13 protein-coding genes are annotated in these 15242 nt (G+C 65.3%); 6 read left to right on the forward strand and 7 right to left on the reverse strand.

Translation table 11 applies throughout. The features are described 5' to 3' along the window. Positions 1-294 precede the first annotated feature (294 nt). From blaBJP to XI08_RS35070, 3 genes are all read right to left on the reverse strand, one after another. Entirely contained in the window at positions 295-1179 is an 885-nt protein-coding gene (gene blaBJP, locus XI08_RS35060; RefSeq protein WP_271577911.1) for a BJP family subclass B3 metallo-beta-lactamase, read from the reverse strand. A 172-nt stretch (positions 1180-1351) separates the two neighbouring features. Then, a complete protein-coding gene (locus tag XI08_RS35065) occupies positions 1352-1624 on the reverse strand; it encodes a TonB-dependent receptor plug domain-containing protein (protein WP_271577912.1) in 273 nt (90 codons plus the stop codon). Between the two features lie 62 nt (positions 1625-1686). After that, positions 1687-2970, reverse strand: coding sequence for a hypothetical protein (locus XI08_RS35070; protein ID WP_271577913.1), 1284 nt, complete (start codon positions 2968-2970; stop codon positions 1687-1689). Between the two features lie 309 nt (positions 2971-3279). Between XI08_RS35070 and XI08_RS35075 the strand changes: the two genes are divergently transcribed. Continuing rightward, complete coding sequence (locus XI08_RS35075; protein ID WP_271577914.1) at positions 3280-4089, forward strand: substrate-binding domain-containing protein; 810 nt, start codon at positions 3280-3282, stop codon at positions 4087-4089. Here the strand turns inward: XI08_RS35075 and XI08_RS35080 are convergent. Then, entirely contained in the window at positions 4063-4761 is a 699-nt protein-coding gene (locus XI08_RS35080; RefSeq protein WP_271577915.1) for an ABC transporter permease, read from the reverse strand. The genes XI08_RS35075 and XI08_RS35080 overlap by 27 nt on opposite strands. Before the next feature lie 127 nt (positions 4762-4888). Next, a complete protein-coding gene (gene hisC / locus XI08_RS35085; protein WP_271577916.1) occupies positions 4889-5941 on the reverse strand; it encodes a histidinol-phosphate transaminase in 1053 nt (350 codons plus the stop codon). 228 nt (positions 5942-6169) lie between these two features. Here hisC and XI08_RS35090 point away from each other — a divergent pair, with 228 nt between their 5' ends. From XI08_RS35090 to XI08_RS35110, 5 genes are all read left to right on the forward strand, one after another. Continuing rightward, positions 6170-7645 carry an FAD-binding oxidoreductase gene (locus XI08_RS35090; RefSeq protein ID WP_271577917.1) on the forward strand — a complete coding sequence of 492 codons (1476 nt, stop codon included), beginning with the start codon at positions 6170-6172 and terminating at the stop codon, positions 7643-7645. Between the two features lie 290 nt (positions 7646-7935). Continuing rightward, a complete protein-coding gene (locus XI08_RS35095) occupies positions 7936-8787 on the forward strand; it encodes a 3-hydroxybutyryl-CoA dehydrogenase (RefSeq protein WP_011088963.1) in 852 nt (283 codons plus the stop codon). A gap of 271 nt (positions 8788-9058) precedes the next feature. Next, on the forward strand, positions 9059-9523 hold the full coding sequence (locus tag XI08_RS35100) for a group III truncated hemoglobin (RefSeq protein ID WP_271577918.1): 465 nt from the start codon (positions 9059-9061) through the stop codon (positions 9521-9523). A gap of 245 nt (positions 9524-9768) precedes the next feature. Next, positions 9769-10422 (forward strand): QcrA and Rieske domain-containing protein, encoded by a 654-nt coding sequence (locus XI08_RS35105; protein WP_271577919.1) that lies wholly within the window; start codon positions 9769-9771, stop codon positions 10420-10422. Positions 10423-10540: 118 nt separating this feature from the next. Further along, a complete protein-coding gene (locus tag XI08_RS35110; RefSeq protein WP_271577920.1) occupies positions 10541-12268 on the forward strand; it encodes a methanol/ethanol family PQQ-dependent dehydrogenase in 1728 nt (575 codons plus the stop codon). 276 nt (positions 12269-12544) lie between these two features. Here XI08_RS35110 and XI08_RS35115 read toward each other — a convergent pair whose 3' ends face one another. Together XI08_RS35115 and XI08_RS35120 are read right to left on the reverse strand one after the other, a co-directional pair. Further along, positions 12545-12805, reverse strand: a complete 261-nt coding sequence (locus XI08_RS35115) for a hypothetical protein (RefSeq protein ID WP_271577921.1) — start codon at positions 12803-12805, stop codon at positions 12545-12547. 124 nt (positions 12806-12929) lie between these two features. Further along, positions 12930-15242: a xanthine dehydrogenase family protein molybdopterin-binding subunit gene (locus tag XI08_RS35120; protein ID WP_027546455.1), complete on the reverse strand. Its 2313-nt coding sequence runs from the start codon at positions 15240-15242 to the stop codon at positions 12930-12932.

Raw genomic sequence — 15242 nt, forward strand, 5'->3', positions numbered from 1 at the left:
CGGGGATCTTGCACGGCGGGGGTAAAGGGCGCGTTAGATCGGGTTCCCAGGGAAGCCAGCGCAGGTTGCACGCTACCGCAGATTTTCCGGCCGCGTGCATTGGTGAGGCGGCGTTAACGATATCCAGCGGCGGAGGCGGGTGTCTCGGGCACTGTTCGTCCGCAATCGCCGCAGCTACGATCTGTTAACCATGCGCGTCGGTGACGGCGCGGTGCAGATGATTGCCGCGCGATCAACCGACCCACGTGGTTCACCTCTCCCCGGCGGGAGGAGAGGTGAGAGCGCGCACGGCCGCTATTTCTTCTCCAGTGCCGCGGTCTGCTTGGCGAGCTGCTTGTCGAATTCCTCCGACAGGCCGGTCGCGTAGGTCACGATCTCGCCCGGCTTGACGAATGGGTTCGGCGCGCCCTCCTTCATCTCCGCGCGCTTGGCCTGCATGCCATAGACTTCCGGATGCGGCCCGAGCAGCACGTCGATCTTCATCGCCTTGGCCTTGGCGTAGGTCGCGCGATAGTCGTCGACGATGCCGGGGTAGGTCGGCTGGCCGACCAGCCGGTTCAGCGCCACCGTGCCGCTACAGAAGAACAGCACCTCGCGGTTCTCCTTGCCGTCCTTGACGGTCAACTCCCAGCTCGTGCAGCCCGGCGAATGGCCGGGCGTCGCATGTGCCGTCAGCGTGGTGTCGCCGAGCGTGACCTTGTCGCCTTCCTTCACCGCGCGATCGACCTTCACCGCGGGGAAGGCGAGGTCCTCGTTCTTCTCGTCGCCCGGATAGTAGCCGCCTTCGAGCAGCGGCTTGTCGCGCTCGCCGGCGATGAGCAGCGCACCGGTCTCCTTCTTGATCTCGGCGAAGCCGCCGGTGTGGTCGAGATGGGCGTGCGTGTTGAGGATGATCTTGATGTCGGCAACCTTGAAGCCGAGCTTCGCGATGTTGTCCTTGATCATGCCGGTGGACTGGGGCATCGCCGTGTCCATCAGGATCAGCCCCTGCGATGTCTTGATGACATAGACGGCAATGCCGTCGGTTCCGACATAATAGATGTTGTCGATGAGCTGGAACGGCTCGAACGGCGCCGTCCACTTCTTCATCGCCACTGCCAGAAAATCCTTGATGGTTTGCGCCTGCGCAGCCGGTACGAACAATACCAACGCGCATAGCGCGGCCGTGAGCTTTCTCATAGTTTGCCTCCCAAAGTGTTCTTGTCGTTTCGATCGGACGCGACATTTGCGTCGACCGGTGCGCAAGCTACGTCGTGGGCGGTGCGGCAGCAACGACTTCGTGGCGGGAATATTTCGGGGACCGCGCGGGAATAACGGCGCGCCTGCCAGCGCGGCGCCGGGCCTCAGCGTCTCACCGCCCGATCGTGACGCCGGCGGTCGAGCGCATGGCGTCGCGGAGGCTTCTCGCGTTCATGTCGTCGAGGACCTGCCGCGTCAGCACGGTGGTCTGGCCCGGCGTGTTCAGGATCGTCTCGCCGCGGGAGGATGAGAGCCGGTCGGCCTTGTAGGGGGCGGCCGGATCGGTGGCGGGCGCATGGCGCGGCCGCTTGCTGGAAGCGGCAAAGGCTCCCTGCGAGATGCAGAGGGCGACGATCACAATCAATCGCAATGATTTTGTGGGCATGCGAGCTCCCATATCCAGGACATCAGCCTAGCATATGGCGAGCGTCGTCGTTGACGAAAAGGTCAGGCGAGAGCGGCCTGGCGTTCCCGCACCGGCTCGCGGACCCGGTCTGGCTTCCCAGGCTCGGCGAGCCGGGTAAAGCTGCGATGGCTCGACTGTGCGGGCGCCTCGACGATGACGCCCTCGCAGACGATCTGCCCGCCCAGCATCTTGAACTCGAGCTTGTCGTAGCGCGGCATCGTCTCGCCGGGCGCGGGCGGCAGCAGCTCGACACGGCCCTGGATGTTCAGCGTGGCATCGCCGGTGCCGTGAAGCCGCGGATTCCACATCCTGATCCCGGTCTCCGCCCAGCGCTGCCGGATCAGCTCCGCGCGATCGGCGGGTTCCGTCGCCCTTGCGCGAACTTTCGCTGCGCTGCGGATCTCTGGTGCGGGAGACGCAGGGATCGGCTCCGGCGCGATGTCCGCGACGACGCCGGAGGTGTCGGCAGAAGCGTCCTCCGTAGCGACCGCTGTGACCGGTGCGGGATCGCTTGCAGGGATCGGCTCGATCTCCGTGGCGACGTCGGCGGATGGACTGCTGTCGATGCTCACGGCAGGGATATCAGCCGCAGCGACTTCGATGTCGGCGAGGGCGACTTGCGGGTCGTCTACGATGGCCGGCTCGATGTCGACGAGGACGTCTGAGGATGGCTCGTGGCTGACGATGAGGTCGAGCGTAGCAACCGGAGCGGTCGCGCCATCGTCAGACGAGACCGCTGTCTCCGCCGCGACGACCGGCTCAACGTCGGTCGCGAGTTCGCGAGCTGGACTGCCGCTGACGGCGAGCTCGGGAATGTCGACCGGCGCGCTATCGATGGCGGCAGGCTGGACTGAGGCCTCTTCCGTGCCGACCGACTCGACGCTCGTCGGGAGTTCCGCCGGCAGGTCGTTGCTGGCGGTGAGCTCAGGAACAGCAACGGGCCCAATCTCCACGTCGACAGGCGAGACCGAAGCCTCCTCCACGACGGCCGGCTCGGCTTCCGCCGGCACCGCCGGAGATGAATCGTCACTGACGCCGGTAGTCTCTGTCTGCGCCGCCGGCGGGCTCTCCGCGATGACGGAGATCGCGGTGTCGTCCTCGGCGACCGGCGCTGCGACCGCGATGCCTGGGTCGCTGACATCGGTCTTGATGCTGATGTCGGGAGTGCGCGCGACTTCTGCAACGTCGACGGCGATGGCAGGCGAATCATTCGTGGCGATCGGCGAAACGTCGATGCTGCCGCCGTGCGGCAAGGGCCGAAGCCTCGTAAACGCCCATTTCACCGCAGGGATGCGGCGCAACAACGATATCAGTCTCGAAAGCACTGGGAGTTGTCCAAGAGGTACTCGGCGTGAGGCAATCGCTGATTCGCCAGCAATGTGAAAAACTGCCCCGGCCGTCACTCCGATGTCAATCTAGGTGGGACCAATTGCAGAACATCCGCGCGTCGCTCGCGAGAGAAGCTGCGATCGTCATGAGGCCACGGTGTGGACGACCACAGTGCAACTGCACGGAACGCGGACACGCGCCGCGAGGCACCTCGCCAACGGCGCGTTGCACCAAACGTCGGGGTTCCCTGCGCCGCTCCGTCGAGGGTAGTTTGGAACATCCGGCATCTGGTGTAAGGACGGCGCATGAGAAAAATAGTCGCTATCGGAGCGGTTCTGCTCTGGTCCACCATCGCATTCGCGCAGGATCGCACGATCACCGTGGCCTCGACGACGTCGACGGAACAGTCGGGCCTGTTCGGCTATTTGCTGCCGCTGTTCTCGAAGGCCGAGGGCATCAGCGTGAAGGTCGTTGCCGTCGGCACCGGCCAGGCGCTGGATATCGGGCGGCGAGGTGATGCCGACGTGGTGTTCGTCCATGACAGGCCCGCTGAAGACCAGTTCATGTCCGAAGGGCAGGGCGTGAAGCGTTTCGACGTCATGTACAACGACTTCGTCATCGTCGGGCCGAAGAGCGATCCGGCGCAGATTGCCGGCGGCAAGGACGTCGCTGATGCGCTGCGCAAGATCGCGGCAGCCAAGGCGCCGTTCATCTCGCGCGGCGACAAGTCCGGCACGCACGCGGCCGAGCTGAGATTGTGGAAAGAGGCGGGCGTCGATCTCGGTGCCGGAAAGGACAGCTGGTATCGCGAGATCGGCCAGGGCATGGGTCCTGCGCTGAACATGGCCTCGTCCTCGAACGCCTATCTTCTGTCGGATCGTGGCACCTGGCTGTCGTTCAAGAACCGCGGCGAGCTCGCCGTCCTGACCGAGGGCGACAAGCGGCTCTTCAACCAGTACGGCGTCATGCTGGTGAATCCGGCAAGGCATTCGAACGTGAAGGCGCAGGATGGGCAGGCCTTCATCGACTGGCTGGTCTCCCCGAAGGGACAGCAGGCGATTGCCGGCTACAAGATCGGCGGCGAGCAGCTATTTTTCCCCAACGCGGCCAACTAGCAAGAACGCGACGGTCGACACCGCCACACTGAGCGCGAGCAGGATCAGCCCGAGCCCCAGCGCCAGCGGCAGATCGCCCTTGCTGGTTTCCAGCGCGATGGCGGTCGTCATCGTGCGCGTGAAGCCACGGATGTTGCCGCCGACGACGATGATGGCGCCGACCTCGGCGATGGCACGCCCGAAGGCCGCGAGAAAGGCCGTCAGCAGCGAGGTCCGTCCCAGCGCGAACAGGAGCCCCATGCTGCGCAGGAGCGACAGCCCGTCGATCCGCGCCAGATCGCCATACTCCGTCCAGAGCAGGCTCGCGGGCCGATGCACCAGCGCCACCACGATCGGTGTCGCGAGCAGCGTCTGCGCAATCACCATGGCCGCCGGCGTGAACAGCAGGCCGGCCGCCCCGAGCGGGCCGGACCGTGACAGCAGCAGATAGAGCGCGAGCCCGACCACGACCGGCGGCAGGCCGAGCAGCGCATTGGTCAGCACAATGATGACCTGACGTCCGCGGAAACGGGCGATCGCCAGCAAGGCGCCGAACGGTGCACCGATCAGCAGCGCGACGATGCTCGCGGTCAGGCTGACACGCACCGACAAGGCGACGATGCCCATAAGCTCGGAATCGGCCTCGCCGATCAGTGCGAAGGCGGCACCCGCGGATCGTGCGAAGTCGTTCATCCGCGCCTGAACTTCAGTGCTCGGGCGTAGGCCTCCGGGGCGTCGAGGTCGAGGCTGCAAAAGCGCGTCACGGGCTGGTCCCTGCAAGTTTCGTCGTGTTCAAGCGGCGGCCGCAGCATTTGCTGAATTAGATCAGGCCGCGCAGCGCTTCAATCAGCCGGCCACATTGCTCCTCGGTTCCGACCGTGATGCGCAGGAAATCGTCGATGCGCGGCTTTTTGAAATGCCGGACCAGAACGCCGCGCTGGCGAAGTGCGGCCGCCAGATCGGCTCCGCTCCGGTTTCGGTGACGCGCGAACACGAAGTTTGCGAGCGACGGCAACACCTCGAAGCCGAGTTGTCCAAGATCGCGGGTCAGTGCTTCGCGGCTCGAGACGATAAGGGCGCGGGTCTCGAGGAACCACTCATCGTCCTCGATGGCGGCGACCGCGCCGGCGATGGCGAGACAATCGACGGGATAGGAGTTGAAGCTGTCCTTCACCCGCTCCAGCGCCGCGATCAGCGGCGGTTGGCCGATGGCAAAGCCGACGCGCAGGCCGGCGAGCGAGCGAGACTTCGAGAAGGTCTGGATGACGAGCAGATTGTCGTGGCGCGCAACGAGCGGCACCGCGCTCTCGGCGCCGAAATCGACATAGGCCTCGTCCACCACCACCAGCCGGTCGGGATTTTCGGCGACCAGCGCCGCGATCGCGTCGCGCGGAAGGGCGATGCCGGTGGGCGCATTCGGATTGCAGAGAAGAATGGCGCTCGATGGCCGCCTGTAGCCGGCGATCTCGATCCTCATCGCGGCATCGAGCGGCACCTCCTCGTGAGCTACGCCATAGAGGCGGCAATAGACAGGGTAGAAGCTGTAGGTGACGTCGGGAAACAGCAGCGGCCTGTCGTGCTTGAGAAGGGCCGGGAAGGTGTGGGCCAGAACCTCGTCGGAGCCGTTGCCGACGAACACCTGCTCGGCCGCAACATCACAGTACGCCGCGATCGCCTCGCGCAGGTGCGTGGCGCGCGGATCTGGATAGAGACGCAGCCGCTCCGCAGCCGACGCAATCGCCGCCAGCACGCGCGGCGAGGGCGGATAGGGATTCTCGTTGGTATTGAGCTTGACGACGCCATCCTGCTTCGGCTGCTCGCCCGGGACGTAGGGCGAAAGCGTGCGGACGACCGGACTCCAGAAGCGGCTCATGATCTCCAATCCAGGTTGATCGCGGCACAGTAGGGCACGGCGGGCGTCGACGGAAGTGCGCTTCCGGTTCGGCAGCCGAGGCAGGTCTGCACAAGCGTCGCAGCCGGGGACGTTCCCGCAAACGCTACCTTCGTGCTAGGTTCATCGCGCAAACGTCCAGAATCGAAAACAAGAACGAAGGCCGGCGCGCCCCAGGGCTGCGCAGAAGAGCCGCAAAGCGAGGAACACATGCCGGGTGCAGCCCTTGTCACCGCTCCCTCCATTCCGACCGCGCCCGTGACGCCAGCCATTCTCGACCGCTTGCGAGCCATCGTGGGCGACAAGGGCCTGATCCTGGACGAGCAGGACAAGCGCCCGTTCGTGACCGATTGGCGCGGCGAGCTGGCGGGGCAGGCCGCGGCGGTCGTGCGTCCGGCCAACACCGCGGAAGTCTCCGCTGTCATCAAGCTCTGCTACGACAGCGGCATTGCCGTCGTGCCGCAGGGCGGCAACACCGGCCTGATGGGCGGTGCCACGCCGTGGCCCGCGCACCGCGGCATCGTGCTGTCGCTCGGTCGCATGAATCATGTGCTGAATGTCGATCCCGTCGGCTACGCCATGACGGTGGAGGCGGGGTGCATCCTCCAGACGCTCCAGGAGACGGCCGCGCGTCATGATCGCTTCTTTCCGCTCAGCCTGGGTGCCCAGGGCTCGTGCATGATCGGTGGCAATCTGTCCACCAACGCCGGCGGCGTGCAGGTGCTGCGCTACGGCAATGCGCGAAATTTGGTGCTGGGTCTCGAGGTCGTGCTGGCGAGCGGCGAGGTCTGGGACGGGCTGCGTGCACTCAAGAAGGACAATACCGGATATGACCTCAAGCATCTGTTCATGGGCGCCGAAGGGACGCTCGGCATCATCACCAAGGCGGTGCTGAAGCTCTGGCCCGCGCCGAAGGACGTGTGCACCGCATGGCTCGCGATCCGCGATCCCAGGGCGGCGATCGAGATCCTGTCGGAGGCGCATGCCGCGTCCGACGACAATGTCGGCTCCTGCGAGCTCATGAGCCGCGCCTGCACCGACATGGTGCTGCGCCACATTCCCGGCACCCAGGACCCTCTTAAGGCCGAGACCGACTGGTATCTCCTTCTCGAATGGTCGTCGGCCCGGCCGCGGCAGGACGGCGCGGGCATGTCGGACAGGATGGAGCAGTTCTTGGCCGATCAGCTCGAGGCGGGCCGGGTGCTGGATGCGGTGATTGCGCAAACCGAAGCGCAGTCGCGCAACATGTGGCGCATTCGCGAGAGTGTGGCCGAGGCATCGCGCGCCGAGGGGCCGGGCCTGAGCTACGACGTGTCGGTCGCAATCTCAGGGATTCCCGAGTTCATCGACCGGGGTCTCAAGGCCGTGCTCGACATCCTGCCGACGATCCGCCCCTATCCGCTCGGCCACATCGGAGACGGCAATTTGCACTTCTCCTTCATGGGCCCGAAGGGCATGGATCGCGACACGCTCACCCAGTACTCTGCGGCGATCACGCGGGTCGTCAACGACCTCATCACCTCCATGGCCGGCTCGATCTCCGCCGAACACGGCATCGGCATCGAGAAGCTCGACGAGCTCCAGCATTATCGCTCCAGGACCGAGCTCGACATCATGCGCACGATCAAGCGGGCCCTCGACCCCAAGAACATCATGAATCCCGGCAAGGTGCTGCGTCTCGAATGAGGCGAGGCCTGACACCGCAGCTTCCCCCGCCGATCGACCCCGGTCCTCGCCGCACCCGCGGCGCTCTCGGGCCGGCTCTTGGGCCGGCGCTTGCGCCGCATGGCTCGGGCCAAACGGGCTGCGAGGCCTCGAAATCATGCCCTTTTGCGGCTTTATTCCCGCCATGGATGCTTTAAGGAAGGGGCAGGATCAGGTCGCACCCGGCAACTGGCGGTGCTAGAGCCTGATGCAGGAACAATGGGGCCGGGCCGCTACCGGCACGCCCGCAAGGATGAGAAGGATGTGACGCAATGATCCAGACCGTTGGCATCATCGGGGCAGGGACCATGGGGAACGGCATCGCGCAAATCTGCGCCGCGGCCGGGCTCTCGGTCGTGATGGTCGATATTTCCGATGCGGCGGTGAACCGCGGGCTTTCGACCGTCGGCGGCAGCCTCGAGCGCCTGGTCAAGAAGGAGAAGATGTCGGCGGCCGACCGCGAGGCGACGCTCAAGCGCATCACCGGCACCACCGACCGGGCGAAGCTGGCCGATTGCGACCTGGTGATCGAGGCCGCCACCGAGAACGAGGAGCTCAAGGTCAAGATCCTGAAGGACCTCTGCGCGACGCTGTCGCCGCGCACGCTCGTTGCAACCAATACCTCGTCGATCTCGATCACGAAGCTTGCCGCCGCAACCGATCGCCCCGACCGTTTCATCGGCATGCACTTCTTCAATCCTGTGCCGGTGATGGCGCTGCTCGAGCTCATCCGCGGCCTGCAGACCTCCGACGATACCCACGCCAAGGCGCTCGATTTCGCCCAGCGCGTCGGCAAGGTGGCGATCACGGCCAAGAACAGCCCGGGCTTCGCGGTCAACCGCATCCTGTGCCCGATGATCAACGAGGCGATCTTCGCTCTCCAGGAGGGGATCGCGACGGCGGAAGAGATCGACGCCGGCATGAAGCTCGGCTGCAACCATCCGATCGGGCCGCTGGCGCTGGCCGATCTCGTCGGGCTCGACACCATGTTGTCGGTGATGGAGGTCTTTTACAAAGGCTTCAACGACCCCAAATACCGTCCGGCCCCCTTGCTGAAGGAAATGGTCGATGCCGGCCATCTCGGCCGCAAGACCGGGCAGGGTTTTTACACTTACGGCGCCTGATCACACGGCGTAGGCGGCGGGGCGTTCGAGCCTCGCCGCACGTCCCGCAATTTGCGCTGCGACAAAGACGCCGCGCGCAATTGCTTCTAGCTTTCTTCCTTCTCCCCTTGTGGGAGAAGGTGGCGCGAAGCGCCGGATGAGGGGTTCTCTCTCTGCAAACTCAAATGTTTGAGGAGTGCGCCGAGAGAACCCCTCACCCGTCTCGCCGCTACGCGGCGAGCCACCCTCTCCCACAAGGGGAGAGGGGAAGACGAAAACGGACGAAGAGCATATGTCGGATCGACTGAAGGCCGAGCGCGAGGCGGCGGCCGTGCGGCGGAACCTGCTGACCCAGGATGCGATCGAGCGTACCGGGATTACCGAAGAGATGATCGCGGAACTGGTTACGCGCTTTTACGGGCGCGTGCGCGAGGACGCGCTCCTGGGGCCGGTATTCGCGGTCGTGCAGAATTGGGACGAGCATCTCGCCAAGCTCGGGGATTTCTGGTCGTCAGTCGTGCTGATGAGCGGCCGCTATCATGGCTCGCCGATGCGGGCGCATCTGCCGCTCAGCCTTGTCGGCGATCATTTCGACCGCTGGCTCGATCTGTTCGAACAGACCGCGCGCGACGTCTGTCCGCCCGCGGCGGCCGCGCTCTTCATCGACAAGGCACGCCGCATCGCCGACAGTTTTGAAATGGCGTCGGCAACGGTCGCAGGCCGCATCGCTTCGCCGCGTCACGTGCTCAGATCGTGAAATACAGAATGCCTGCCTGAGAAACGTGCAGCTCACATCGCGCGATGGCGCGTTGCACCAATTCCAACATCATCGGTCTGGTCTGCAAAATCATCATGCCGCTCGCGTGGTGCGACGTAGAACTGTGAAAATGCGTTTGAACGCGTTCACTCTCGTTCAATCAAAGCGAGCAGAGCCATATTGATGCACTGCGGCGCCAATTCTTCGCCTTGTTTTCGGCAGAGTTCCAGCGCCTGCTAACGTGCATGTCGCGCGCATCATTCAACATCAATTCCTCATCCTCCGAGAACCCTGCGGAGCCTGAAGTTGACGCGGCCATGGAGCAGACGCGGCGAACGCTGCTGCTGGGCGCGCTCGCCACCTCTGCCTGTCTCGGCTGTTCCACATCGGCGCGCGCAGGCGAGGACCCGCCCGGCTCCGACGAACGGCCACAGAAGGGCGATGTGCTCGTCTTCTCCGAAGGTGACCAGGAGGGCAAGCTGATCACCGCGGCCGACCTGCCGGCCGGCGGGCCGCCGGTGCATGCCTGGCCGAAGGATCCCAAGACCTCGGTCGTGCGCAGCGCCTCGCGGCTCAACGAGATCCTGCTCATCCGGCTCGATCCCACCGAGCTCGACGAGCCGACCCGCGCGCGCGCCGTCGACGGCATCATCGCCTATTCGGCGATCTGCTCCCATGCCGGCTGTCCCGTCACCGCCTGGGTGAAGAGCGACGTCGGCGACAAGGAGGTGCTCAAGTGCATGTGCCACAACTCCGAATACGATCCTCGCGCGGGCGCGCAGGTCGTGTTCGGGCCGGCACCGCGACGGCTCGCGGCGCTGCCGCTGGCGTTCGCTGACGGTTCGCTCAGCGTCGCCGGAAACTTCGTCGGAAAGGTAGGTGGCGCGCAGCCAGGATGATGGACGGTGGCGGGTCATGCCCGCGTCACGAGAGGCCGCATCCGCCGATGGGCGGACGACGGGACGAACGACAAGAATTCAACGCAAGAATTCAAACGGATGAAAAAGGGGAACGTCCATGACCAGGAAGCAATGGTTACTGTCCGGCTTCGTCGCCTTCACCTGTCTTGCCTCGACCGCCGCCGTGTCTGGCCCGATCGAGAATTATTCTCCGGTCACCGCGCAGCGCCTGGAGAATCCGGAACCGAGCAACTGGATGCTCTATCGGCGCACCTATGACGGGCAGGGCTACAGCCCGCTCGACCAGATCAACACCTCGAACGTGAAGGGTCTCACGCCGGTCTGGACGTTTGCGACAGGCGTCGTCGAAGGCCACGAGGCGCCGCCGATCGTCAACAATGGCGTGATGTTCGTGGCGACCCCGATGGGGCAGGTGATCGCGTTGAACGCGAAAACCGGCGACGAATACTGGCGCTACAAGCGGCAGCTCCCCGACGATCTGTTCCAGCTGCATCCGACCAGCCGCGGCGTCGGCCTCTGGGAGGACAAGCTCTATCTCGCCACCACCGACGATCATGTCGTCGCGCTCGACGCCAAGACCGGCAAGGTGGTGTGGGACACCAAGGTGCAGGACTACAAGAAGGGCCAGTACATGACCCTGATGCCGCTGATCGTCGACGGCAAGGTCATCGTCGGCGGCTCCGGCGGCGAGTTCGGCGTGCGCGGCTATGTCGCCGCCTATGACGCCAAGGACGGCAAGGAGCTGTGGCGGACCTACACCATTCCCGGCGAAGGCGAGCCCGGTCACGACACCTGGCAGGGCGACGACTGGAAGAACGGCGGCGGTTCGGCCTGGATGACCGGCAATTACGACAAGGACACCAAGACGATCTATTGGGGCGTCGGCAACGCGGCGCCGTGGCCGGGCGAGACCCATCCCGGCGACAATCTCTACACCTCGTCGGTGCTTGCGCTCGATCCGAACAACGGCAAGATCAAGACCTTTCACCAGTACCACCAGAACGATTCCTGGGACTGGGACGAGGTCGAAGCGCCGATGCTGATCGACCTGCAACGCGACGGCCGCAACATCAAGAGCCTGGTCCATCCGGGGCGCGACGCGATCTTCTGGGTGCTCGAGCGCACGCCGACCAAGATCAACTACGTGGCAGGCTGGCCGTTCGTCTCCACCGACGTCTGGAAGGGCATCGATGCCGAAACCGGCAAGCCGATCGTCGATCCCGCGCACAAGCCGGTGATTGGCAAGCGCGTGGAGTTCTGTCCGTCGCTGTGGGGCGGCAAGGACTGGCCGTCGGCGGCCTACAGCCAGAAGACCGGCCTGGTCTACGTGCCCGCCAACGAGAACTTCTGCGGCGGCTTCACCGGCGAGAAGGTCGCACTCAAGCCGGGCGAGCTCTGGCTCGGCACCAAGCCGGAAGACATTGGGCTGAAGACAAAGCCGGGAGCGGATCATTTTGGCGAGCTGCAGGCCTGGGATCCCGTCACCGGCAAGAAGGTGTGGCAGCACAACTTCCCGAAGTCGCAGCTGTTCGGCTCGGTGACGGCGACCGCGGGCGATCTCATCTTTGCCGGCGGCACCAACGATCGCAACTTCCGCGCCTTCAACGCCAAGACCGGCGAGCTGTTGTGGGAGCAGAAGACCAACTCCGGCATCATGGGCATGCCGGTGTCCTATGAGATCGACGGCACCCAATACATCGCGATCCAGTCGGGATGGGGTGTGGACGCGCAGCGGATCCAGGATGCGCTCGTGACCAACAACATCGGCATCGAGGCCAACGTGCCGCAGGGCGGCGTGGTCTGGGTGTTCGCGCTGAAGAAATAGCTCCGCGGGCGGATCGAAAGAAGCGGAGCAGCAAGGGGGGTGGCGAATGCGGCGGACGGAAACGTCCGCCGCATTTTGCGTGGGCGTCTTCCCTTCTCCCCTTGTGGGAGAAGGTGGCGCGCGCTTTGCGCGCGACGGATGAGGGGTTCTATCCGCGCATCATAATGTGAGAGATTCGCGGAGACAGACCCCTCACCCAAGCGAGGTTGTAGCAACTGGCGTCGCCGCCCTCTCCCGCAAGGGGAGAGGGCACATCGATGTGCAGACGCGAGCCGACTACTTCCCCTGGCGATCCACCTTGTCCCTTTCCTTCTGGTTCATCTCCTGAACCTTTGGATCGGTGCTGCTCTGCCCGGTGGTCTGGGTGGTCGAGGCGGGCGGGGCGGTGGTATTGGGCGGTGAGCTCTGGTCCGGCGCGGTGGGGCGGGTGGCCGTGGTCGGCGACGTCGTGTTGCTCTGGGCGAAGGCGCCGCCGGCGGTCAAAAGAAAGGCGCCCGACAGCAACGAGACTGCGAGCGCCTTCGTGATGTTGATCATCGATCTGCTCCAGTCAGATCGATGCAAACGGCGCAAGGCCGCCTGATGTTCCTAAGCGCGATAGACCTCTATCGCGCGCCTTCTTGCTTGAGCACGATCTCCGCGCAATCGCGCATCCATGCGCTCACGCCTCCAATTGCTTGCCGATCGGCAGCGCGCGGATGCGTTTTCCGGTCGCGGCGAAGATGGCATTCATCAGCGCCGGTGCGAACGGCGGAACGCCGGGCTCGCCGACGCCGCTCGGTGGCGTGCCTGACGCGGGCGGCACGATGTAGACGTTGGTCACCAAGGGAGACTCGTCGATCCTGACGAGCTGGAAGTCGTCAAAGTTCTTCTGCTGCACCTTGCCGTCCTTGAAGGTGATCTCGCCATATTTGGCGAGGCTGAGGCCCATGATCGCCGCGCCCTCGATCTGCGAGGCGATGCGCTCGGGGTTGACATAGGTGCCGCAGTCGATCGCGGTGTCGACCCGCGGCACCGTCAGCTTGCCCTTGTCGTCGACGGCCACCTCGACGATGGTCGCGATGTAGCTGACGAAGCTGCGGTGTACCGCGATGCCGAGACCGTGGCCCTTCGGCACCTGACGGCCCCATTCGCCCTTCTCGGCCACCAGCTCGACCACCTTGCGCAGGCGCGCGGTGTCGATCGGGTAGCTGTCCAGGGGCTCGCCATAGTTCCACAGATCCTTCACCGCGGGCTTGACGATCCGCGGGCTGCCGATCAGCGCGAGCAGCGTCTCCTTCTGGTCGCGGCCGGTCGCGTTCGCGATCTCGCCGACCATCGACTGCACCGCGAAGGCCCGCGGGATGTTCGACACCGAGCGGAACCAGCCGATGCGGGTGAACGCCGCAGCCTCCGGGTTCTCGCAGGAGATGTTGGCGATCTCGAACGGCATGTCGACGAGGCCCATGCCGAGCTCGAAGGGCGCCTGGTGCACCGTGCCGGCCGCAAAGGTCGAGGCGATGCTGGGCGCCACGCTGCGGTGGCGCCAGGCGATCACCTTGCCGCTCTTGTCGAGGCCGGCCTCGATCCGCTCGACCGAGACGGTGTGCAGGAAGCCGTTGTGGATGTCGTCCTCCCGCGTCCACTGCACCTTCACCGGCGCGCCGAGCTCCTTCGATAGCAGCGCGGCTTCGAGCGCATAATCGCATTTCGACTTGCGGCCGAAACCGCCGCCGAGCAGCGTGACATTGACGGTGACGTTCTCCTCGGGGATGCCGAGAGTCTTGGCGACGTCCTCGCGGGTGCCGCCCGGGCTCTGCACCGGCGCCCAGATCTCCGCCTTGTCGCCCTTGACGTCGGCGACCGCCACCGGCGGTTCCATGGCGACATGGGCGAGATGCGGGACGTAGTACTCGCCGACGATCACCTTGTCGGCGCCTTTCAGGGCGGCGTCCGCATCGCCCTCCTTGCGCACGACGAGGCCGGGCTTGCGCGAGGCCTCCTCGAGTTCCTTGCGGTAGGCGACGGAGTCGTATTTGCCGTTGGCGCCGTCGTCCCAGACCAGTTTCAGCGCGTCGCGGCCCTTGATCGCCGCGCCGGTGTTGCGCGCGATCACCGCGACGCCGCCGAGCGGCTGGAATTTCGACGGCCACGGCCAGCCGCGCGCCTGCATCACCTTCTCGACGCCGGGCACCTTCAACGCCGCGTCCGGATCGAACGAGGTAAGCTTGCCGCCGGTCACCGGCGGGCGCGCGATCACGGCATATTTCATCCCCGGCAGGCGTACGTCGGCGCCGTATTGCGCCTTGCCGGTGGTGATGTCGTGGAGATCGACGATGCCGATCTGGCCCTTGGTCAGGTAGCGGAAGTCCTTGGGGTCCTTCAGCTTGAGGCCTTCGATGCTCGGCACCGATTCCTTGGCGGCGTCGGCGGCGAGCTCGCCGAAGCCGAGCTTGCGTCCGCTGGCGCTGTGGACGACCTCGTGATTGACGGCCTTCACCTCGGTTGCGGGTACGCCCCAGCGCTTGGCGGCGGCCTGCTCCAGCATGGTGCGGGCGGCAGCGCCGATCTGGCGCATCGGGATCAGGTAATGCCGCGTGCTGCGGGAGCCGTCGGTGTCCTGGTTGCCGAACTTGACCTCGTCGCCATGGGCCTGCTGCACCTTGACCCTGGACCAGTCGGCCTCCATCTCCTCGGCCACGATCAGCGGCAGGCTGGTGCGCACGCCGGTGCCCATCTCGGAGCGGTGGGCGACGATGCTGACGATGCCGTCGGGCGCGACCGCGACGAACACGCGCGGATCGACCACGACGCCGTGCGGCATCTTTCCGGCGCCGGTCTCATAGGCAAACGCCTGGCGCGACATCACGGGCGCGGCGAGCACGAAGCCGCCGGTGATGCCGAGCCCCTTCAGGATGCTGCGGCGCGAGACCTTCTCGACACGGATGTTCTTTTCGAAGCTGTGGAGCTTCCGGGGATTGTCGATGAAATTCAT

Origin of the sequence: Bradyrhizobium sp. CCBAU 11361 (assembly GCF_028128935.1) — a bacterium.
GTDB classification, from domain to species: domain Bacteria; phylum Pseudomonadota; class Alphaproteobacteria; order Rhizobiales; family Xanthobacteraceae; genus Bradyrhizobium; species Bradyrhizobium niftali.

What these genes read in the sequence shown, in the direction of transcription:
- blaBJP (WP_271577911.1), bottom strand. Translation starts at nt 1,179, where the DNA reads ATGAGAAAGCTCACGGCCGCGCTATGCGCGTTGGTATTGTTCGTACCG.
- XI08_RS35065 (WP_271577912.1), bottom strand. Translation starts at nt 1,624, where the DNA reads ATGCCCACAAAATCATTGCGATTGATTGTGATCGTCGCCCTCTGCATC.
- XI08_RS35075 (WP_271577914.1), top strand. Translation starts at nt 3,280, where the DNA reads ATGAGAAAAATAGTCGCTATCGGAGCGGTTCTGCTCTGGTCCACCATC.
- XI08_RS35080 (WP_271577915.1), bottom strand. Translation starts at nt 4,761, where the DNA reads ATGAACGACTTCGCACGATCCGCGGGTGCCGCCTTCGCACTGATCGGC.
- hisC (WP_271577916.1), bottom strand. Translation starts at nt 5,941, where the DNA reads ATGAGCCGCTTCTGGAGTCCGGTCGTCCGCACGCTTTCGCCCTACGTC.
- XI08_RS35090 (WP_271577917.1), top strand. Translation starts at nt 6,170, where the DNA reads ATGCCGGGTGCAGCCCTTGTCACCGCTCCCTCCATTCCGACCGCGCCC.
- XI08_RS35095 (WP_011088963.1), top strand. Translation starts at nt 7,936, where the DNA reads ATGATCCAGACCGTTGGCATCATCGGGGCAGGGACCATGGGGAACGGC.
- XI08_RS35100 (WP_271577918.1), top strand. Translation starts at nt 9,059, where the DNA reads ATGTCGGATCGACTGAAGGCCGAGCGCGAGGCGGCGGCCGTGCGGCGG.
- XI08_RS35105 (WP_271577919.1), top strand. Translation starts at nt 9,769, where the DNA reads ATGTCGCGCGCATCATTCAACATCAATTCCTCATCCTCCGAGAACCCT.
- XI08_RS35110 (WP_271577920.1), top strand. Translation starts at nt 10,541, where the DNA reads ATGACCAGGAAGCAATGGTTACTGTCCGGCTTCGTCGCCTTCACCTGT.
- XI08_RS35115 (WP_271577921.1), bottom strand. Translation starts at nt 12,805, where the DNA reads ATGATCAACATCACGAAGGCGCTCGCAGTCTCGTTGCTGTCGGGCGCC.
- XI08_RS35120 (WP_027546455.1), bottom strand. Translation starts at nt 15,242, where the DNA reads ATGAATTTCATCGACAATCCCCGGAAGCTCCACAGCTTCGAAAAGAAC.